Annotated in this window: 13 protein-coding genes; 2 read left to right on the top strand and 11 right to left on the bottom strand. The window is 27.8% G+C overall.

Going from position 1 to position 15791, the window contains the following annotated elements:
• Window positions 1–175: 175 nt before the first annotated feature.
• The 10 genes from ACZ5RS_RS14040 to ACZ5RS_RS13995 form a co-directional block, all read right to left on the bottom strand.
• Window positions 176–628, bottom strand: coding sequence for a DUF1284 domain-containing protein (locus ACZ5RS_RS14040; protein ID WP_464636490.1), 453 nt, complete (start codon window positions 626–628; stop codon window positions 176–178).
• A 64-nt stretch (window positions 629–692) separates the two neighbouring features.
• On the bottom strand, window positions 693–1883 hold the full coding sequence (locus ACZ5RS_RS14035; RefSeq protein ID WP_464636489.1) for an ROK family protein: 1191 nt from the start codon (window positions 1881–1883) through the stop codon (window positions 693–695).
• Window positions 1880–2782 carry a DMT family transporter gene (locus ACZ5RS_RS14030; RefSeq protein WP_464636487.1) on the bottom strand — a complete coding sequence of 301 codons (903 nt, stop codon included), beginning with the start codon at window positions 2780–2782 and terminating at the stop codon, window positions 1880–1882. The genes ACZ5RS_RS14035 and ACZ5RS_RS14030 overlap by 4 nt, the downstream gene beginning before the upstream one ends.
• Complete coding sequence (locus tag ACZ5RS_RS14025; RefSeq protein WP_464636485.1) at window positions 2779–4050, bottom strand: L-serine ammonia-lyase, iron-sulfur-dependent, subunit alpha; 1272 nt, start codon at window positions 4048–4050, stop codon at window positions 2779–2781. Before ACZ5RS_RS14025 ends, ACZ5RS_RS14030 begins: the two co-directional genes overlap by 4 nt.
• Window position 4051: 1 nt before the next feature.
• Window positions 4052–4963 (bottom strand): amidohydrolase family protein, encoded by a 912-nt coding sequence (locus ACZ5RS_RS14020; protein WP_464636484.1) that lies wholly within the window; start codon window positions 4961–4963, stop codon window positions 4052–4054.
• A gap of 28 nt (window positions 4964–4991) precedes the next feature.
• Window positions 4992–5810: a carbohydrate ABC transporter permease gene (locus tag ACZ5RS_RS14015; protein ID WP_464636483.1), complete on the bottom strand. Its 819-nt coding sequence runs from the start codon at window positions 5808–5810 to the stop codon at window positions 4992–4994.
• Window positions 5800–6693 (bottom strand): carbohydrate ABC transporter permease, encoded by an 894-nt coding sequence (locus tag ACZ5RS_RS14010; RefSeq protein ID WP_464636481.1) that lies wholly within the window; start codon window positions 6691–6693, stop codon window positions 5800–5802. Before ACZ5RS_RS14010 ends, ACZ5RS_RS14015 begins: the two co-directional genes overlap by 11 nt.
• A gap of 121 nt (window positions 6694–6814) precedes the next feature.
• The gene (locus ACZ5RS_RS14005; RefSeq protein WP_464636479.1) at window positions 6815–8104 is read right to left on the bottom strand and encodes an extracellular solute-binding protein; all 1290 of its coding nucleotides are present in this window, start codon (window positions 8102–8104) and stop codon (window positions 6815–6817) included.
• Window positions 8105–8122: 18 nt separating this feature from the next.
• The gene (locus ACZ5RS_RS14000; RefSeq protein WP_464636478.1) at window positions 8123–9868 is read right to left on the bottom strand and encodes a phosphohexomutase domain-containing protein; all 1746 of its coding nucleotides are present in this window, start codon (window positions 9866–9868) and stop codon (window positions 8123–8125) included.
• Between the two features lie 3 nt (window positions 9869–9871).
• Window positions 9872–10993, bottom strand: coding sequence for a polysaccharide deacetylase family protein (locus tag ACZ5RS_RS13995; RefSeq protein ID WP_464636476.1), 1122 nt, complete (start codon window positions 10991–10993; stop codon window positions 9872–9874).
• Window positions 10994–11596: 603 nt separating this feature from the next.
• On the opposite strand from ACZ5RS_RS13995, the gene ACZ5RS_RS13990 reads away from it, so the two are divergent.
• Window positions 11597–12715 carry a hypothetical protein gene (locus tag ACZ5RS_RS13990; protein ID WP_464636474.1) on the top strand — a complete coding sequence of 373 codons (1119 nt, stop codon included), beginning with the start codon at window positions 11597–11599 and terminating at the stop codon, window positions 12713–12715.
• A gap of 450 nt (window positions 12716–13165) precedes the next feature.
• Here the strand turns inward: ACZ5RS_RS13990 and ACZ5RS_RS13985 are convergent, their stop codons facing one another.
• Window positions 13166–14257, bottom strand: a complete 1092-nt coding sequence (locus tag ACZ5RS_RS13985; RefSeq protein WP_464636473.1) for a Gfo/Idh/MocA family protein — start codon at window positions 14255–14257, stop codon at window positions 13166–13168.
• A 267-nt stretch (window positions 14258–14524) separates the two neighbouring features.
• Here ACZ5RS_RS13985 and ACZ5RS_RS13980 point away from each other — a divergent pair, with 267 nt between their 5' ends.
• Complete coding sequence (locus ACZ5RS_RS13980) at window positions 14525–15661, top strand: Gfo/Idh/MocA family protein (RefSeq protein ID WP_464636471.1); 1137 nt, start codon at window positions 14525–14527, stop codon at window positions 15659–15661.
• The last annotated feature ends 130 nt before the right edge of the window (window positions 15662–15791 follow it).

Here is a 15791-nt window from a genome sequence, read left to right as displayed (position 1 = left end):
TTCTAATAATTGAATAATGGTTTATCGTTTTTTATATTTGTTGATAGTTTATTCTTTATCCCTAATGTATGTTTATTTTGAATGAGTTATGAATTAATAATATATCATTCTATTGTTTGAAATGGTTGAGCATTATGCAAAAAAAAATGGTTCAAAATTACGAAATATTATAATATTAAAGCTTTTTTGATTGCATTAACTTAATACCTTTTTTAACATTAGCTGCTCTAATTTTTGTATGCTCTGTATCATTTCCTAGATAAATATAATCAATGTTATCTAGATATTGATTATATAATTTAATTAGTTGAGTACAAGTAATAGTTTGTCCTTTTTTTAATCCAAGAGTTTCCATGATTCTATTATCAAGATAGTTATTAAATTGTTCTTTTGATTTGAAATCTTTTCTATGTGATATAGTATCAATACAATGATTATCAACTAATTTGTTACAATTTTCACAAATAGCATCACATTCAATAACTAAACGCATTTCTTTTATTTTTCCTGAAGTAATTTTTTGACTTATTAAATGCAAAGAATGTCCATATGGGTGAGGTTGAATTATTTTACCACTGCCATAATCTCTAATTATATCAAAAAAATGATGTATTCTAATGTTAATCATGATAGTACTCCAATAAATATAAAAGTTTTAATAATTTATTTTTAGATAATTTTAATAATGTGTTTTATTCACTGAAATCCATTGCTCCACTATTGAGCCAAGCATGGAAAAATCTTTCTCCACCACCTTTTAACATCAATTCACCAACACTACTATTAATACAAACTATTCGTGTAGTAGAGGTTTTAGCGAGTTTTGATATTTTTCTAAATTCTTGTCGAATTATAGGGTTAATTAGAGGGAATAATCTATCAAAATTGCCTCCAATTTGGATTTGGTCAGGATTGAAAATATCAGTTAAGCTTGCAACAACTTCTCCTAATTTTTTTGCTAGGAAATCAATTCTTTGACAAACTTTTTCTTCGCCTTCTTCATATCGATCTGCTAGTATTTTTGCATATTCAATTGATTCGGAAAAACTATTAAATAAATCAAGTTCATCAAGGTCTGTAGCAATTGATTTTAATGTAGCAACTAATCGTAAACAACCGATTCTACCACATTTACATTTCTTAGTTACTTCTGAAACTTTGAAATGCCCTAATTCTCCAGCAAAACCATCATTTCCATAGAATAATTCCCCATTAATAATAATTCCCATACCAACGCCTTCTGTAATAAAAATGAACAGAGAATTATGTCTTTCTTGATAATAATTTAATTGTGAAAGTGCAGCAAGGTTTGCATCGTTTTCAATAACTACAAGTTTATTTGGGAAAGCTTCTTTGAAAGTATCATAAATATTTATTCCTTCAAAAACAGGATTTGAGCTAGATATACTAGTTCCTGTATCTTTTTTATATACAGCTGAAATTCCAACACAAATGCCTAATACTGGAATAGAGATTTGTTTAATTAACTTATTATAGAATATTTTAATTTTTTCCATTATTGATTCAAGATTATCATTTTCTTCAAATTGAAATGTATCTTTTATAATTATATTATTTAATAAGTCAACAAATCCTAAATGACAGTGTTCAGTATTATGTAAATCAATGATAAAAGAACAAGAATAATCTTTTACAAATCTATAATATATAGCTTTTCTTCCACCAGTTGAAAAGGAAGTTGTTGTTTTACCAATAACTCCCATGTTTTCTAATACTCCACAGATGTTAGATGCTGAAGCAAAAGTTAAACCAACACCGTTTGCAATTTGAGATTTTGTACTATCTCCATTAATTCTTAAAAAATTATATATTGCCTTTGTATTTTCTATTCTTAAATCAATTGTGTTTGAATTTCGTTTCATACACTTCTCCTATCATCTTCAGCATATTTTAAGGACACTAATATGGATATCATGATACCAAATAAAGCTAATACTGAGAATACAGTCGGTTTATCTTGTTTTACTAAAATCCAATTTGAAATAGCTCCGACTAATGGAATCAAGAGTTTCCACATTGAAATATCCGTAAGTTTTACATGTTCTCTATTTACAATTTCAAACCACAAACTAACTGAGACTGACGTTATAATTGATAACCATAAAATCCAAATTAAAATAGTGGGTCTTTCAAGGACTAAATGAAATTCAGTTTTTTTGAAAGTAACTGCTATTATAAATAAAATTAAGCAACCAATTGTGTTTTGTATGAAATTGATATCAGGCATATAAAATGATTTAAATCTTTTTTTTGTTATAATGTCACCATACCCCACACATAGTATATTCAATACTAATAATAATACCCCAAATATTTGATTTTTGCCATCTTGTTCTTCATAATTTGTATTTATTGTTAGTAAAACAATTGCTAAAATACCTAAAATCATTCCAAAAATTTTCCTGCTAGATAATTTATCATCAGGGATGAATATTGTAGCTAATAGCATGGAAACAACTGGGGATAATCCAATAATTATTGCACCTGTAGATCCATTAACTAAGTTTAATCCAAAATTGAATAATAAAAAGGTTAGGGTGCTTTTTAATAAGCTTAATTTTATGATATTTATTGGGTCTCTTAAAAATACTTTTATTGGATTAGATTTTATAAAAAATAATAAAATTAAACTTGCAAAAAATAGGCGAATTACTGCTAAAAAAATAGGGTTCAAGTATGCTAAACAAATTTTGCCTGCATAAAAAGCACTTCCCCACAAAAGACATGCTATTATAGCTAAGATGTTATGATTAATTTTCATTTGTTATTCATATATTGTATTAGTGCACTATCAAAGTTTTTCATTGCATCAAAATGTAATTTATGTGCCATATCAAAAAACTCATCAAAGTTATTACATGCAATGCCATCCCCTTCAGGAATGCTTATCCCTTTAATAGCTCTATATGCACTTTCTATAGCAATTTCTACTCCTAGTCCTGTTTTATATGCACAACTAGGTTTAGCACCATCACAAATTATTCCTCCAATTGTATTAGAAATTAAATTTAAGCATTGTAGTATTTCTTTATTGTTTCCTCCCCAGCCCCAGGTTAAGGCAAATCCTAATGCAAGAGCTGATGAAAAGGCACAACCACAAATTGGTGTTAATACACCCGTTTCTTTTTTCAAAAAGTGTAAGAAGACAATTGCTATAGCAAATCCTTGTAATAATGATTTATCATTTTCTATAATATTCCACGAATTTTTTAATCCAATTGCAATTGTTATTCCATGATTTCCAGAACCACCACAAGCATAAATTTCAATGGGATAACCTTTCATACGGTTATAGGTTCCTTTCATTACTTTTATTTTTGCTTGACTAAACTCAGTACTTTCCAAATGTTTTGTGATTTCTAAACCCAATTCATCTGTTTCAGGTATGAAAGTAGCGGCTTTTTCATTTATCTCAATAGCTTTTGAAAGTAATTGCTTAGTTTCTGTGGATAAATCATCAATACTTTTTAATATTTTTGTAATACTAAAGTTCTCATCATCCTTTTCTTCTTTTTGAATATCTTTATTATCCTTAAAGACAAGTCTATTATTTTTCCATAATTTTTTAATTGAATTATGATAATTTTCTATTAATGCTGCTGTGGTAGAACCATCTTTCCAATGAATAAAAAGTTTAATAAAAATATTTTTTTTCTTGTAGTTTATATCAATAGTGATTGGGACTTTGTAATAAAAAGGTTGAACTTTTTTAATGTCTTCATTTTTCAATTCTTCGAATATTTCTAAGCTATAATTTATATTTGAAACATAAGCTCCTAATAAAATAGCCCAATTAATTCCAGCTAATTTTAATTTTGGTATTCTTGCAGAATGAGCATTTTTATAAATATTACAATCTAATTTAATTTGTATTGATTCAATATTATTAAGTCTATCAATTGGATTATCAATTTTTACCAACCCAGTAGCCCCTGCAGTTGCTAAGGCAATAGCTGCAGGGTCAGTACATCCCATTGTTGGAAAAAGTTCTTGTTTAATAATATTATCTATCCAAAGACAATCATTCATTTTAAACCTCTAGTAATCTTTCGGCATTGAGATGAAGAACTTTATGTATATCAGAATCATTTAATCCTAAGAATCGTAGATTTTTATGTTGTTCTTCCAAATATATATAGGCAAAACCTCTTGGCATCCAGCTAGAATCAGTTGCAAAGATAATTCTTTCTGGGCCAACAGTTTCAATGAATTTTCTCATTACATCTTCTAGTGACAATTTATATGGCATCCATCTGATCCATTGATTTGAACCACTTGTATCAACCCACACATTATCTCTAGTCCAACATAGTTGTAATAATTCTTGCATATATGTACATCCAAAATGAGGAACAACAAAATTTACTTTTGGAAACTTTTTAGAAACATCTGCAATACTCATAGGAGAAATATTAATTCCATTAGGTTGTCCGCCTGATGCTCCGAGTAGTCCAAAATGTATCAACACTGGTTTATTGTATTTTTGACAGATTTCCCAAAGTGGATAATATTTTGGATCAGAGAGGGAAGTTTCAACATTTGGTCCTAATAGTTTATATCCTTTCATATTGAATTCTTTGAATGATTTTTCTAATTCTTCAGCTGCATTTGGTGAATCAGGATGATGATGAGCCATCCCATAAAATCTATCTGGGTATAGAGAAACTACTTTGGATAATCTTTCGTTTCCTCCTCCGCTTACCCAACATATCTTTTCTATATTTTTCTTGTCCATATCGTCAATCCATAATTTAGCCATAGTTAAATCATCTTTTGATTCTTCTGGAATTGGGAAATTAAAAGCTTTTCTCCAAATCTCCCCATAGTCTCTAATTTCTTTATTATTAAAATTTACTTTTTCACTTTTTGGATAATCAGGGAAATAATCTCCTTTTACTGGAAAGTGACAATGAAAATCTAAAATTGGTATTCCTTGTATCATAATTAACCTCCTAAATTTTATTAATTAATTAACCTTTTACTCCAGTTAGTGCTATTCCTGCGATAATTTGTTTTTGGAATATTAAATAGAAAATTAAAACTGGGATTGTTGCTACAGAAGCTCCAGTCATAACCATCTCCCATTCAGTCTGAAATTCTCCACTAAAGAAGGATAATCCTACTGGTAATGTGTATCTGTATATTTCATTTGAAACAATTAATGGCCATAAGAATGCATTCCAGTTACCAACAAAACTAAATATTGCAAGAGCTGCTAATGCTGCTTTTACGAGAGGCATCGCTACTTGATGCCATATTTTAAATTCATTTAAACCATCAATTCGTCCAGCATCTATTAAATCATCTGGTACTGTACTAAAAAATTGACGCATTAAAAATACTCCAAACCCAGACATTAAACCAGGGAAAACAATCCCCCAATAGGTATCCATCCATCCTAGATTTTGAGCCATTTTATACCAAGGTATAACAAGCATTTCTGTAGGAATCATCATTGTTGATAATATTAATAAAAACACTAATCTTTTACCTCTGAATTTAAATTTTGCAAAAGTATATCCAACTAATGAATCAAAAAATAAAACAGATAGGGTAACCCAAGCTCCACTAATAACTGAATTTAAAAACCAAATAGGGAAACTACTATTTTCAAATAATCTTAAGTAATTATTAAATGATGGTTTTTTTGCGAGTAAAGATAAGCTATAAACTTCTCTTCCTTGTTTAAGTGATGTAGCAATCATCCATACGAAAGGGAAAAGCATAAGTATACCAAAACAAAAAAGAAGTATTATTCTAATTGTATTTATTTTTTTATTAGATTTCACTTTTACTAACCCTCAATTGAATCAACGTTATTATTAAAATTATTAAAAATAAAATAACCGTCATTGCCGCAGCATATCCCATTCTGAAACTATTGAATGCTGTATTATAAATATATAAAACTAAAGGTTTTGTAGCATTTAATGGGCCACCATCTCCTTGAGATGTCATATTTAAAACTTGAGTAAAAATTCTTAAGTATCTTATTGTTCCCGTGATTAATAAAAAAATAAAAGTTGGTTTTAATAAGGGTAATGTTATTTTTACTAAGGTTTGAAAATTATTTGCGCCATCAATTTCTGCTGCTTCATAATATTGTTTTGAAATTCCTTTAATTCCAGCTAGATAAATTATCATTTGGAATCCCAAATCTGCCCAAACTGTAGTTGTTATTATACATAATGGAGCTTGAGAAACAGATCTTAAGAATTCTTGGTTTGGTAATCCAATAAATGATAAGATATTATTAAAAACACCTACAGGTGCTGGTTGGAAAAACCATCTCCAAACCCAAGCTACAGCAACCATTGAAGTTATGTATGGCATAAAAAATACTGTTTTAAAAATACTTCCACATCTGGTAGATTTATCAATGTTATATGCTAAAATAAAACCTAATAAGAGGCTAATTGGTAATCCAATTATTACGTATTTAAAGGTATTTCCTAAAGTTTTAAAAAATACAGTATCCTCAAATAATTCTTTAAAATTTTGTAATCCAATAAAAGTTACATCAGAAGAAACAATATCCCAGTCAGTAAAGGCTAAATAAAAAGCATTTATTGTTGGATATAGTCTTATTGTTACATAAAATAATATGGGAACTGCCAAAAAAGCATATGCCCAAGCCTCTTTCCTTTTTTCTAAACTATATTTTTTTTTCATTTATTACCTTTTTGATGTTTACTTGGCATTTTTGCTTTAAAATATCAGTAAATAAACTATTTATTGTGATAAGTAATATCTAGTTGTTGTAAAACTAAGTTACAACAACTAGTAATACAAACTAATTATTAAAATGCTTATCAAGGATTGCTTGTTCTTGTTCTGCAGCTGTATCAACAGCTTCTTTTATAGACATATTATTAATTACAACTTGATCCCAAGCATCAAGCCAAACTTGTCTTTGAGCGTTTTCATCATAGAACATTGTAGCATGAGCATTAGTTAAACCTTTTAGGAAAGGACCATATTTTGGATCATTTATATATTTGTCTTGCATTGCTACAGAAGGCTTAGCAGGTAATTCACCAACATTAGCTAACCATCTTTCCATGACTTCATCACTAGTTAAAAATTTCAAGAACTTAGCAGAAGCTTCTAATTCTTTTCCACTTGTAAAACTAGTAATACCATTTGCCCAGAATGATGCAAAGTTAGAATCAATTCCATTATAAGTTGGAATAGTAGTAACACCATAATCTAAATCTTCTAGTTTATCATAAGTTCCTAATCTAAATGAGCCATCGATATCCATAGCTAATGCTCCAGCTTTAAATGCAGTAACATCATCAGTCATGAACATTGGCATACCAATTTTTTCTTTTAATTGTAAATCTGTTGCAAATTTAAATGCATCATAACCAGCTTGGTTATTATAAGTAACCATTTGTCCATCTTCAGAATAAGGAGCCCCTCCAAATTGTCTAATTAGTATTTCTCTAATCCAATGATGGATTTGTCCATTAAGCTGTAGACCAAAACCTTCTTGAACATAATTACCATTTTTATCAAATTTTGTTAATTCTTTAGCCAATTTTACAGTTTCTTCTAGAGTAGTAGGTGGGCTATTAGGATCTAATCCAGCTTCTCTGAATAAATCTTTATTCCAGAATAAGGCTAATGATCTAACTGCTGTAGGAATAGCATAGTATTGTCCATCAAATTTAGCTGCCTTAACTAATGGGAAGAAATTATCTTCTATTCCACTAGTAGGGAATTCATTTTCTGGTAGAGGTTGTAAATACCCAGCTGCCATGTAAGTTGGTAGCCATCCATAAAATAAATTAATTACATTAGGGCCCTTTCCTGTTGGAACAGAAGTAGCAACTTTAGTATTATAATTTTCATATGGGAAAGTTTGTTGTACAACTTTAATATCAGGATTTGCAGCTTCAAATTCAGCGATTAAATCATCCATAAGATTTTTTTTGGTTTCATAAAAGTATTGCCAATAAACAATTTCTGTAACATCTTCAGAGCTAGAATTACTTTCTTCTTGACCATTTGCAAATAATGGCATAGTGAATATGCTCATAAAAATACAAATTAACGTTAGTAAAAATTTTTTTCTCATTTTTTTCCTCCATTATAATTAAGTGAAGTCTTTTATATTAAACTCCAAATTATTAATTATCTCTCTCAAATATTTTTTTTGATTTTTGATTGAAGATATACCAATTGATAATTTTGGTTCTGTGCCAGATTTTCTAACATAAATCCAACCAATTTGTATTTTCATAAAATCAAAAATGTCAAAATATAATAAATCAATTTCATTATTAAACTTTCTCTCCAGAAGTTTAAATTTTATAAACTCAGTTTCAATTAATTTTTTAATTTCAAACCAATTTTTTGAATCCCTATAAAATAAGTCTAAGGGATATCCCATTATGCTAATTTTATTATTGAATCCAGGTTCGAAGGTTTCAATTTTATTTGATAAAACTTTTAGTGCAGTGTAAAATCCATTACCAGTTAATAAGGGTTTTTCATCTATAATATGAGGAGAAATTATATGTCCAGATCTCTCTGTTCCAATGAATTGAGGGGTTACTTTTTCCAATTGATAAGTTAACCATCTATCTCCTACACAAGTAATTTTTGCATCAATTTTATAGTTAATTTTTATTGAACGACATAATTCAAAATCACTTTCAATTGTAGTAGTAAGTTGTCCATTATTAGTTTGACTAGATAATGAATAAGCAAGTTGGTCTCCGTTTAGTATTAATATTGAATCAGTTTCAGTTTTATATTCTAATAAAAAACATCTATCTCCATCGCCATCTAAAACTATCATAAAGACTTTTTTCTTTGATTCTCGGCCTATATTAAACAAACTCATTATTGATGGTGGATAATTATTATCATAATTTATTTCTAGTGGTAAATTTTCTAATAAAGCAACACCAGATTTTTCATTAATTAAAGTAGTTCCTAAGTCGCAAGCTATTTCTTTATATTCAATAGTTTTTATGTTGTTTAAATAATTTATAATATATTCACTATATGCTCCGTTAGCACTGTCAATTAGAAGGATTTTATTCTCTAGATTTTTTAATAATTTATCCTTATCAATGTTTGAAAAGATTTTATTAAAAATAATTTTAGCGTAGTCTGAGGAGTCCTTTAATTTCCCTAAAATTGAATAATTATAACATATATTACCAAAAATAAAATCTAAAAATATCTTTGATAAATTGTATTCGCCTAAAACTCCAAATGGATAAAGTTTTTTACCTTTATAAAAGACTTTTATTCCATTATAAGAAGCGGGGTTGTGAGAAGCGGTTATCATTATTGCTAAAGTATCATTCATCAGTGAACTTGCTGCTAAAAGAGGTGTTGGCACAACTTTTAAATCTTCAACAACAACATTTTTTATTAGCAGGGCTTTAGTAATACTTCTCTTAAGCCCTGCATTAACTAACAATTCTCTTCCATCTTCTCCAATAAATATTTTAGATAAATTAATATTATTTATTTCAAATAATTTTAATATTGCTAAAGTATAATTAAAACAAAACCCAGGAGTGATTTTTTTATCTTTTATAAAAAGTGATAAAGCTTCTCTATCTTTAGAGCTATTGTTTTCACTAATAGCTCTAACTCCATCAGTACCTTGTAATTTCCAACCGAATCTACTAATAAATTCATTAATATTATCAATTGAGAAATCATTATTAAAACTGATGCTCTTAAATTTTTTAACATCAACTGCCAAATTGAAACTTAAGTAGTTTTCTAAATTTTTAAGATAGTTATTTTCTTTTTTTGAAAAATTACATTCTTCTTTATTTAATAATTTGATTTTTTCGACGTCAAAAAATGATAACATATTTTATTCCAATAAACTTAAAGCATCTTTTAGATGGTCAAGACAGAATTGTCTTCTAGACGGAGCAACAACATGTTCACCCGGATTCCATTTTGAGAACCAATATCCAATTCTTCCATCTGAATTATGTGATAATAATAAATGCCTCCATGCTTCTTGAATGATTTTTGGATTTACAGAATTTTTTTCTGCAGTTAATATTTTTTCTCTTACTTCTTTAGTTAAGTTCCAAATATGTTCAGCAGCTCCTTCAGTAAAAGTTTCAATTTTTGTATTTCCTAAATAATCAGGTAATTCAATTTCTGGAACATTAGAAAGATTTTGTAGCATTTCTTCAATAAATACAGATTTGATAAAATCTAATTTGCTTAATTTACTTAAGAATTCATCCATTACCTCTTTAGTTTTATCAAAGCCACTATTAAATTCATCGATAAAGATTGTTTCAGCATCCCGTTTAAAGAGTAATAAGCCATTTGGGTGTTCTTGATGGAATTTTTTTATACCTTCAATAACTATATCTACGGCTAATTGTCCTTTCATCATTAATTTAAAGAATCTTGCTGGAGTATCAGGTAATTGATAAGCAGCGGGAACAGCAATAATTTCTTTTTTTTCGTCAACTTTTACTTTGCAAGGTAAGTATGGATCTATTTTTATACCTAGTTCATCATAACTTAATTCAATTTGAGAAGCTAAAGCTATAAACCATTCAATACCATTGTCTATTAATATGTTTGCCATTTCATTACTATAAGCAAATTCAGGGGGTAAAAACCCTTTTGTATCGGTATCTAAAATATTCTTATCCCATTGTTTACCTATTTCTATTTGTTTAGAAAATTCTTCTTTTAATAAAAGCTGTGGGATAGGGTGAGTGTAAGTATAAGTTCCTAAACTAATATATTTACCATTTGTTTTTTTTATTTCTTCGATAAAATCAGGATCTTTTTCTCTTATCACTTCAGTACTATAACCAGAAACAAAACAATTTGATTTTATTCCATACTTTTTAAATAAATCTAACAAAGGTCTATAGCCTTTTTGAATAATTTCATTTTCTGCTCCAACTTCAATTTCACATCTTTGAATATTGAAATTAAATGCAAATCCAATGTTTAACATATAAACTCCTTTTAATGTTATAACTTATTATAAGTCTTTTAATAAGTTTGTCAATAACTTTTTTTATAGATTTTTTTTAACATAATTTAGAAATAACTCTAAGTATTGTAAAAAATAGTTAAAAAATATGAAAATTAGTCAAGGTTAAACATGATGGCTTAATTATATAAAAATCTAGTCATGTTTAGAATACGTGACTAAAAAATAAGAAAAATTAGTCATGTTTAATTGATCTGACTAATTTGTTGATAGGGCTATTTTGTTTTTAATTTAAAACTAATAGTTCAATAATTTATAAGCTATTGAATAATCAATTAGTAAATTATTCCCTAGATATTTATTAATTAAAAGATTAATCATTTTTACTTTATGTTTAGCGGTACCTATGATTATTATTTTATATTCTTGATCATTTTTTAATTTAAAATTTCTGATAACTTTTGTTTTCTAAGAGTTTTTTAATCATTTTAGAATGAGGCCATATTTGTGATGAGTTTTCAATTACCAATAACAGTACATCACATAATGGTACTGCAAATATAATAGTTTGGAGTATAAATTATTATATCTTAACAAATAAATATATAAATAGGGGTTCTTGTCGTGAAAAAAAAATTATTTACTAGCATATTTTTGCTTATTTTTATCACTACTTCGTTATTTGCAAATTTAAATTATAAATTTGAAATATTATCACTTGATCCAATTCATAAAGGGTATTTGGCAGATAAAAGTTGTCCTGAATTTTCAGTAAATTATTCTTCTTTCTCAGAAGGTTTTCCAACTAGAATTTTGCAAAATGATTTTAAATGGAATGAAGAAGAAGGTAGAAATGACTATGTAATTGAAGTTTATGATTTTAATGGCGAGTTGGATCCTCCCGGTTCCATGTTCAATTTAAAAATAGGCGAAACTTTATCTTTAGGTAGAAGTACTTTTGATTTTGATTCTTTTTTAAGTCCAATTGCATTTGATGTAACTATGCAGGGCTTAGCGCATAATTTTTATACTGGGGCTTTTGATGGTATTTTTAGCTATGATTCAATATATTTCTTAGGATTTTCTTTTAGAGTAGCTGATAAAGTATCTATGCGATTTGGTTTAAATCATCATTGTTCTCACTATGGTGATATGATGTTAAAATTGGTTCAAAAACCATATGGTGATAATCCACCATATTCTGACTTTAATGTGTTATATAAATTTTTGCGCATGAATGATCGTTGTATTGGTCTTTCAATAGAACCTACTAAGAATATTAGAGTATATGGAGAATTATTATATCCTCCAAGAGATATAGATTTTTTAAGACCAAAAATGTTCGCCCCACATTGGAAAAGACCTGATACAAATGATTATCCAGATAGCTATCAAGATAGAATTGTATATGTTGGAGTCGAATTAAGTTATCCTATATTTAAAAAGTTAGGAAATACTACTTTAGCCTATAATGTGCGTTTTTATGAGCAAGGTAAAGTTAAATATAACATCGAAAATGGTAGTTCTGTTTGGTTTGATGAAGACGCACCTTGGGAAAGAGAACATGATATAAAAATTAATCAAGAACTAAATCAAACAATGTCTCTTGAAGCTAATTATCATTACGGAAGATCTATTATTAATAATTTTTATTTTGAACAGACTAAAATTTTGAGTATTGGTGTTAGATATAATCCTAAATCTAATATCGTTTTACTTGATACAAAAAAACAGTTTAGTTAACAATTAATAAAGAGCCTAAATTTAATAGTTAGGCTCTTTTTATAGTTTTAAATGTATTTTCGATTGCATAAAAGTAATACCTTTTTAAATATTAACTGCTCTATGTATGCTAAGAATTCTTTTATTCATTAATTTTGCTACTGAATTAAAATGTCCTATTAAATTTTCAATATTATTTGTTTCATCTAGATCTTTTGGGATGCTTCTATAATTTTTTTTAGAATAACTTTAAAAAGTAAACCTTCATCTTGAATAACTTGTTTTAAATAATAATTGATTGTTTTACTCATATCAAATTCTAAACTAGAGAGATATTTAGAACGTCTTTTTTTACTTGCTTATTCGTTCTAATTTTAATATATGTTAAATATTGAATTATAATTATAGCATGTAAAAAGCCATTTGATTTATTTTAAATCCTCAAAATGGCTCTTTTATGATTATTGGATTTTATTTTGTTAAATTAATAGCTTTATTCTCAGCTTCTATTGCTAATTCTATGGATCTAAATATATGTTCTTGATCCATAGCAATAATGTTTTCACCTCGGCATTCTTTAATTAAATTTCCAAAGAAAGGAAAGCCCACTTTCCCAAAAACTTTATAATGCTGTTCATCAGATTCATCAACTACAATAACATGATCGCTTTCTTTATCACATGCAACATCACAGTATTTTCGGATTTCTATGTAGCCTTTAGTTCCAGAAATAATCATTCTTCCATCTCCCCAAGTACATAATCCATCTGGAGTAAACCAATCAACACTTATATAACAAGGAATATTATTATCAGTAATAAAAGTTGCATCACCATAATCTTCTAACCCAGGATGCTCTGGATGATTTAGATTCCCAATTCTACTAGATATATAGGTAGCATTTTTTGCTCCTGCATAATATAAAGCTTGTTCTAATTGATGGGATCCAATATCAGTTAAAATGCCACCATATTGTTCTTTTTTATAAAACCATGAAGGTCTTTTGGCTAACCCAATTCTGTGAGGCCCCCAGCCTTTAATTGAAATAACTTTACCAATCCGACCAGCTTTTATTAAATCACCAGCAAAAATTGCAGATTCAACATGAATCCTTTCACTATAATAAACGAACCATTTTAGACCAGTCTCTTTGACTTTGGCTCTAGCTAAATCAACTTGTTTTTGTGTTGTCATAGGGCATTTATCACTAAAAAAGTATTTCCCTGAATCAAGTGCTTTTAAACCAATAAGATATCTTTCATTAGCAATTGCTGAAGTTACAATAAGATTAATTTCTTTTATTGCAATTAATTCTTCTTCACTATTAATGATTTTAGCTTCAGGGTATGTTTTAATAAATTGGTCTACTTTTTTAGGATCACTATCATATACATATCCAATTGTAGCTCCAGCTTCTTTAAGTCCATTACACATGCCATAAATATGTCCATGGTCTAATCTATCAGCGCCAACAATAAATTCTCCTGGGTTGCATACTTTATCAGTTTTCATTGCTTTTGGTGCATAATTTTGTCCATCTTTTTTTTGAAAAATTTCTTTCATTTTTTATTTCCTTTTTAATTTGATACTGTGATTTAAATAAGTTTAAAAAAAATATTTTTTTGATTAATTTTGTTTTTTAAAGCTATAAATCAAGATAGTATGTCAACTTTTTTCATACGACAAGGATTTTTTTATTTTTCCTTATTTTTAACAATTTTTTTGTAAATTGTGTATTAAAAGCTTATTTTTTGTATAGCAAAACAATTTGACAAAATATTTGCATAGTTTTTGTTTTGATGTTATACTCACGAAGAAAGGAGAAATTATATGAAACATGGAGTAGCCATAATTGGTGTTGGTAATATTGCGATTAACCATTTAGAAGGTTATTTATATTTAAACGATAGATGTGAGATAAAAGCCATTTGCGATATATTTATTGATAAAGCAAAAGAATTTAAAGAAAAAAATTTGTTAGACTGTGAAGTTGTTGATGATTATAAAAAATTATTAGATAGGGATGATATTGATGTTGTTTCAATATGTTTACCTCCATCAGTTCATAAGTTAGTTGCATGTGATTTTTTAAAACATAATAAAAATGTAATTTGTGAAAAACCAATGGCAGCTTCTTTAATTGAAGCTAAAGAAATGATTAATTCAATGAATAACAGTTCAGCTTTGTTATCAATTGTCTCTCAAAATAGATTTAGAAAAGATACTATGAAAATCAAGAAAATGTTGGAAAATAATGTTTTTGGAAAAATTATTTATACTAGGGTTAATTCTATGTGGTATAGAGGTAATAATTATTATGACTTGTGGTGGAGAGGAACTTGGGAAAAAGAGGGTGGAGGGTGCACTTTAAATCATAGCGTCCATCAAATAGACATTATGGGTTGGTTATTAGGCAATCCTGTTAGTGTTTATTCTATGATAAAAAATTATATTCATACCAATTCTGAAGTTGAAGATACGAGTTTATCGATTATAGAATTTAAAGATTCAATTGCTCAGTTAGGAGTTTCTTTAAATGATCATGATGAAAAGCAAGAATTTTATATTCAATGCGAAAAAGCTTCAATATCTATTCCGTGGAGTGTGAAATGTATGAAACAATTAGATAATGGTTTTCCAGTAGAAGATAAAGAAGCTGAACAATTTTTTAATAAAATGTTTGAAAGTATGGAAGAAATTAAAGCTGAAGGACATAGTGCTCAATTAGAAAATTTTATAAATGCAATTGAAGAAAAAGAAGATCTAATTGTAAGTGCTCAAGATGGTTATAAAGCTTTAGAAATAATAAGCGCAATTTATAAAAGTGCCTTATATAAGCAATTAATAGAATTACCATTAAGTGAAAATGATGAATTTATGGATAAAAAAACTTTAGTAGATAAGATGCCTAGATTTTATAAGAAAACTAAATCTGTTGATAATTTAGTTGGTAGTATTTCTTTATAAAGATTAAAAATATTGAGGTAAAAAAGTTCAAATTTTTTATTTGACTTATTATATAGCGAGGTTTATTATAAGCTTAGTAAAACGTTTTGCTATTATTTGACAAAAATTTTGTTTTTGCAATCATAGGAGG

The sequence above is a fragment of the Pleomorphochaeta caudata genome, assembly GCF_055395745.1.
The sequence above is the reverse complement of the archived record's forward strand: the minus strand, read 5'-3'. Positions and strand labels throughout refer to the sequence as shown.

Excerpts from the sequence above, each read along its gene's own strand:
- ACZ5RS_RS14040 (WP_464636490.1), bottom strand. The coding sequence starts at position 628 with ATGATTAACATTAGAATACATCATTTTTTTGATATAATTAGAGATTAT.
- ACZ5RS_RS14035 (WP_464636489.1), bottom strand. The coding sequence starts at position 1,883 with ATGAAACGAAATTCAAACACAATTGATTTAAGAATAGAAAATACAAAG.
- ACZ5RS_RS14030 (WP_464636487.1), bottom strand. The coding sequence starts at position 2,782 with ATGAAAATTAATCATAACATCTTAGCTATAATAGCATGTCTTTTGTGG.
- ACZ5RS_RS14025 (WP_464636485.1), bottom strand. The coding sequence starts at position 4,050 with ATGAATGATTGTCTTTGGATAGATAATATTATTAAACAAGAACTTTTT.
- ACZ5RS_RS14020 (WP_464636484.1), bottom strand. The coding sequence starts at position 4,963 with ATGATACAAGGAATACCAATTTTAGATTTTCATTGTCACTTTCCAGTA.
- ACZ5RS_RS14010 (WP_464636481.1), bottom strand. The coding sequence starts at position 6,693 with ATGAAAAAAAAATATAGTTTAGAAAAAAGGAAAGAGGCTTGGGCATAT.
- ACZ5RS_RS14005 (WP_464636479.1), bottom strand. The coding sequence starts at position 8,104 with ATGAGAAAAAAATTTTTACTAACGTTAATTTGTATTTTTATGAGCATA.
- ACZ5RS_RS14000 (WP_464636478.1), bottom strand. The coding sequence starts at position 9,868 with ATGTTATCATTTTTTGACGTCGAAAAAATCAAATTATTAAATAAAGAA.
- ACZ5RS_RS13995 (WP_464636476.1), bottom strand. The coding sequence starts at position 10,993 with ATGTTAAACATTGGATTTGCATTTAATTTCAATATTCAAAGATGTGAA.
- ACZ5RS_RS13985 (WP_464636473.1), bottom strand. The coding sequence starts at position 14,257 with ATGAAAGAAATTTTTCAAAAAAAAGATGGACAAAATTATGCACCAAAA.
- ACZ5RS_RS13980 (WP_464636471.1), top strand. The coding sequence starts at position 14,525 with ATGAAACATGGAGTAGCCATAATTGGTGTTGGTAATATTGCGATTAAC.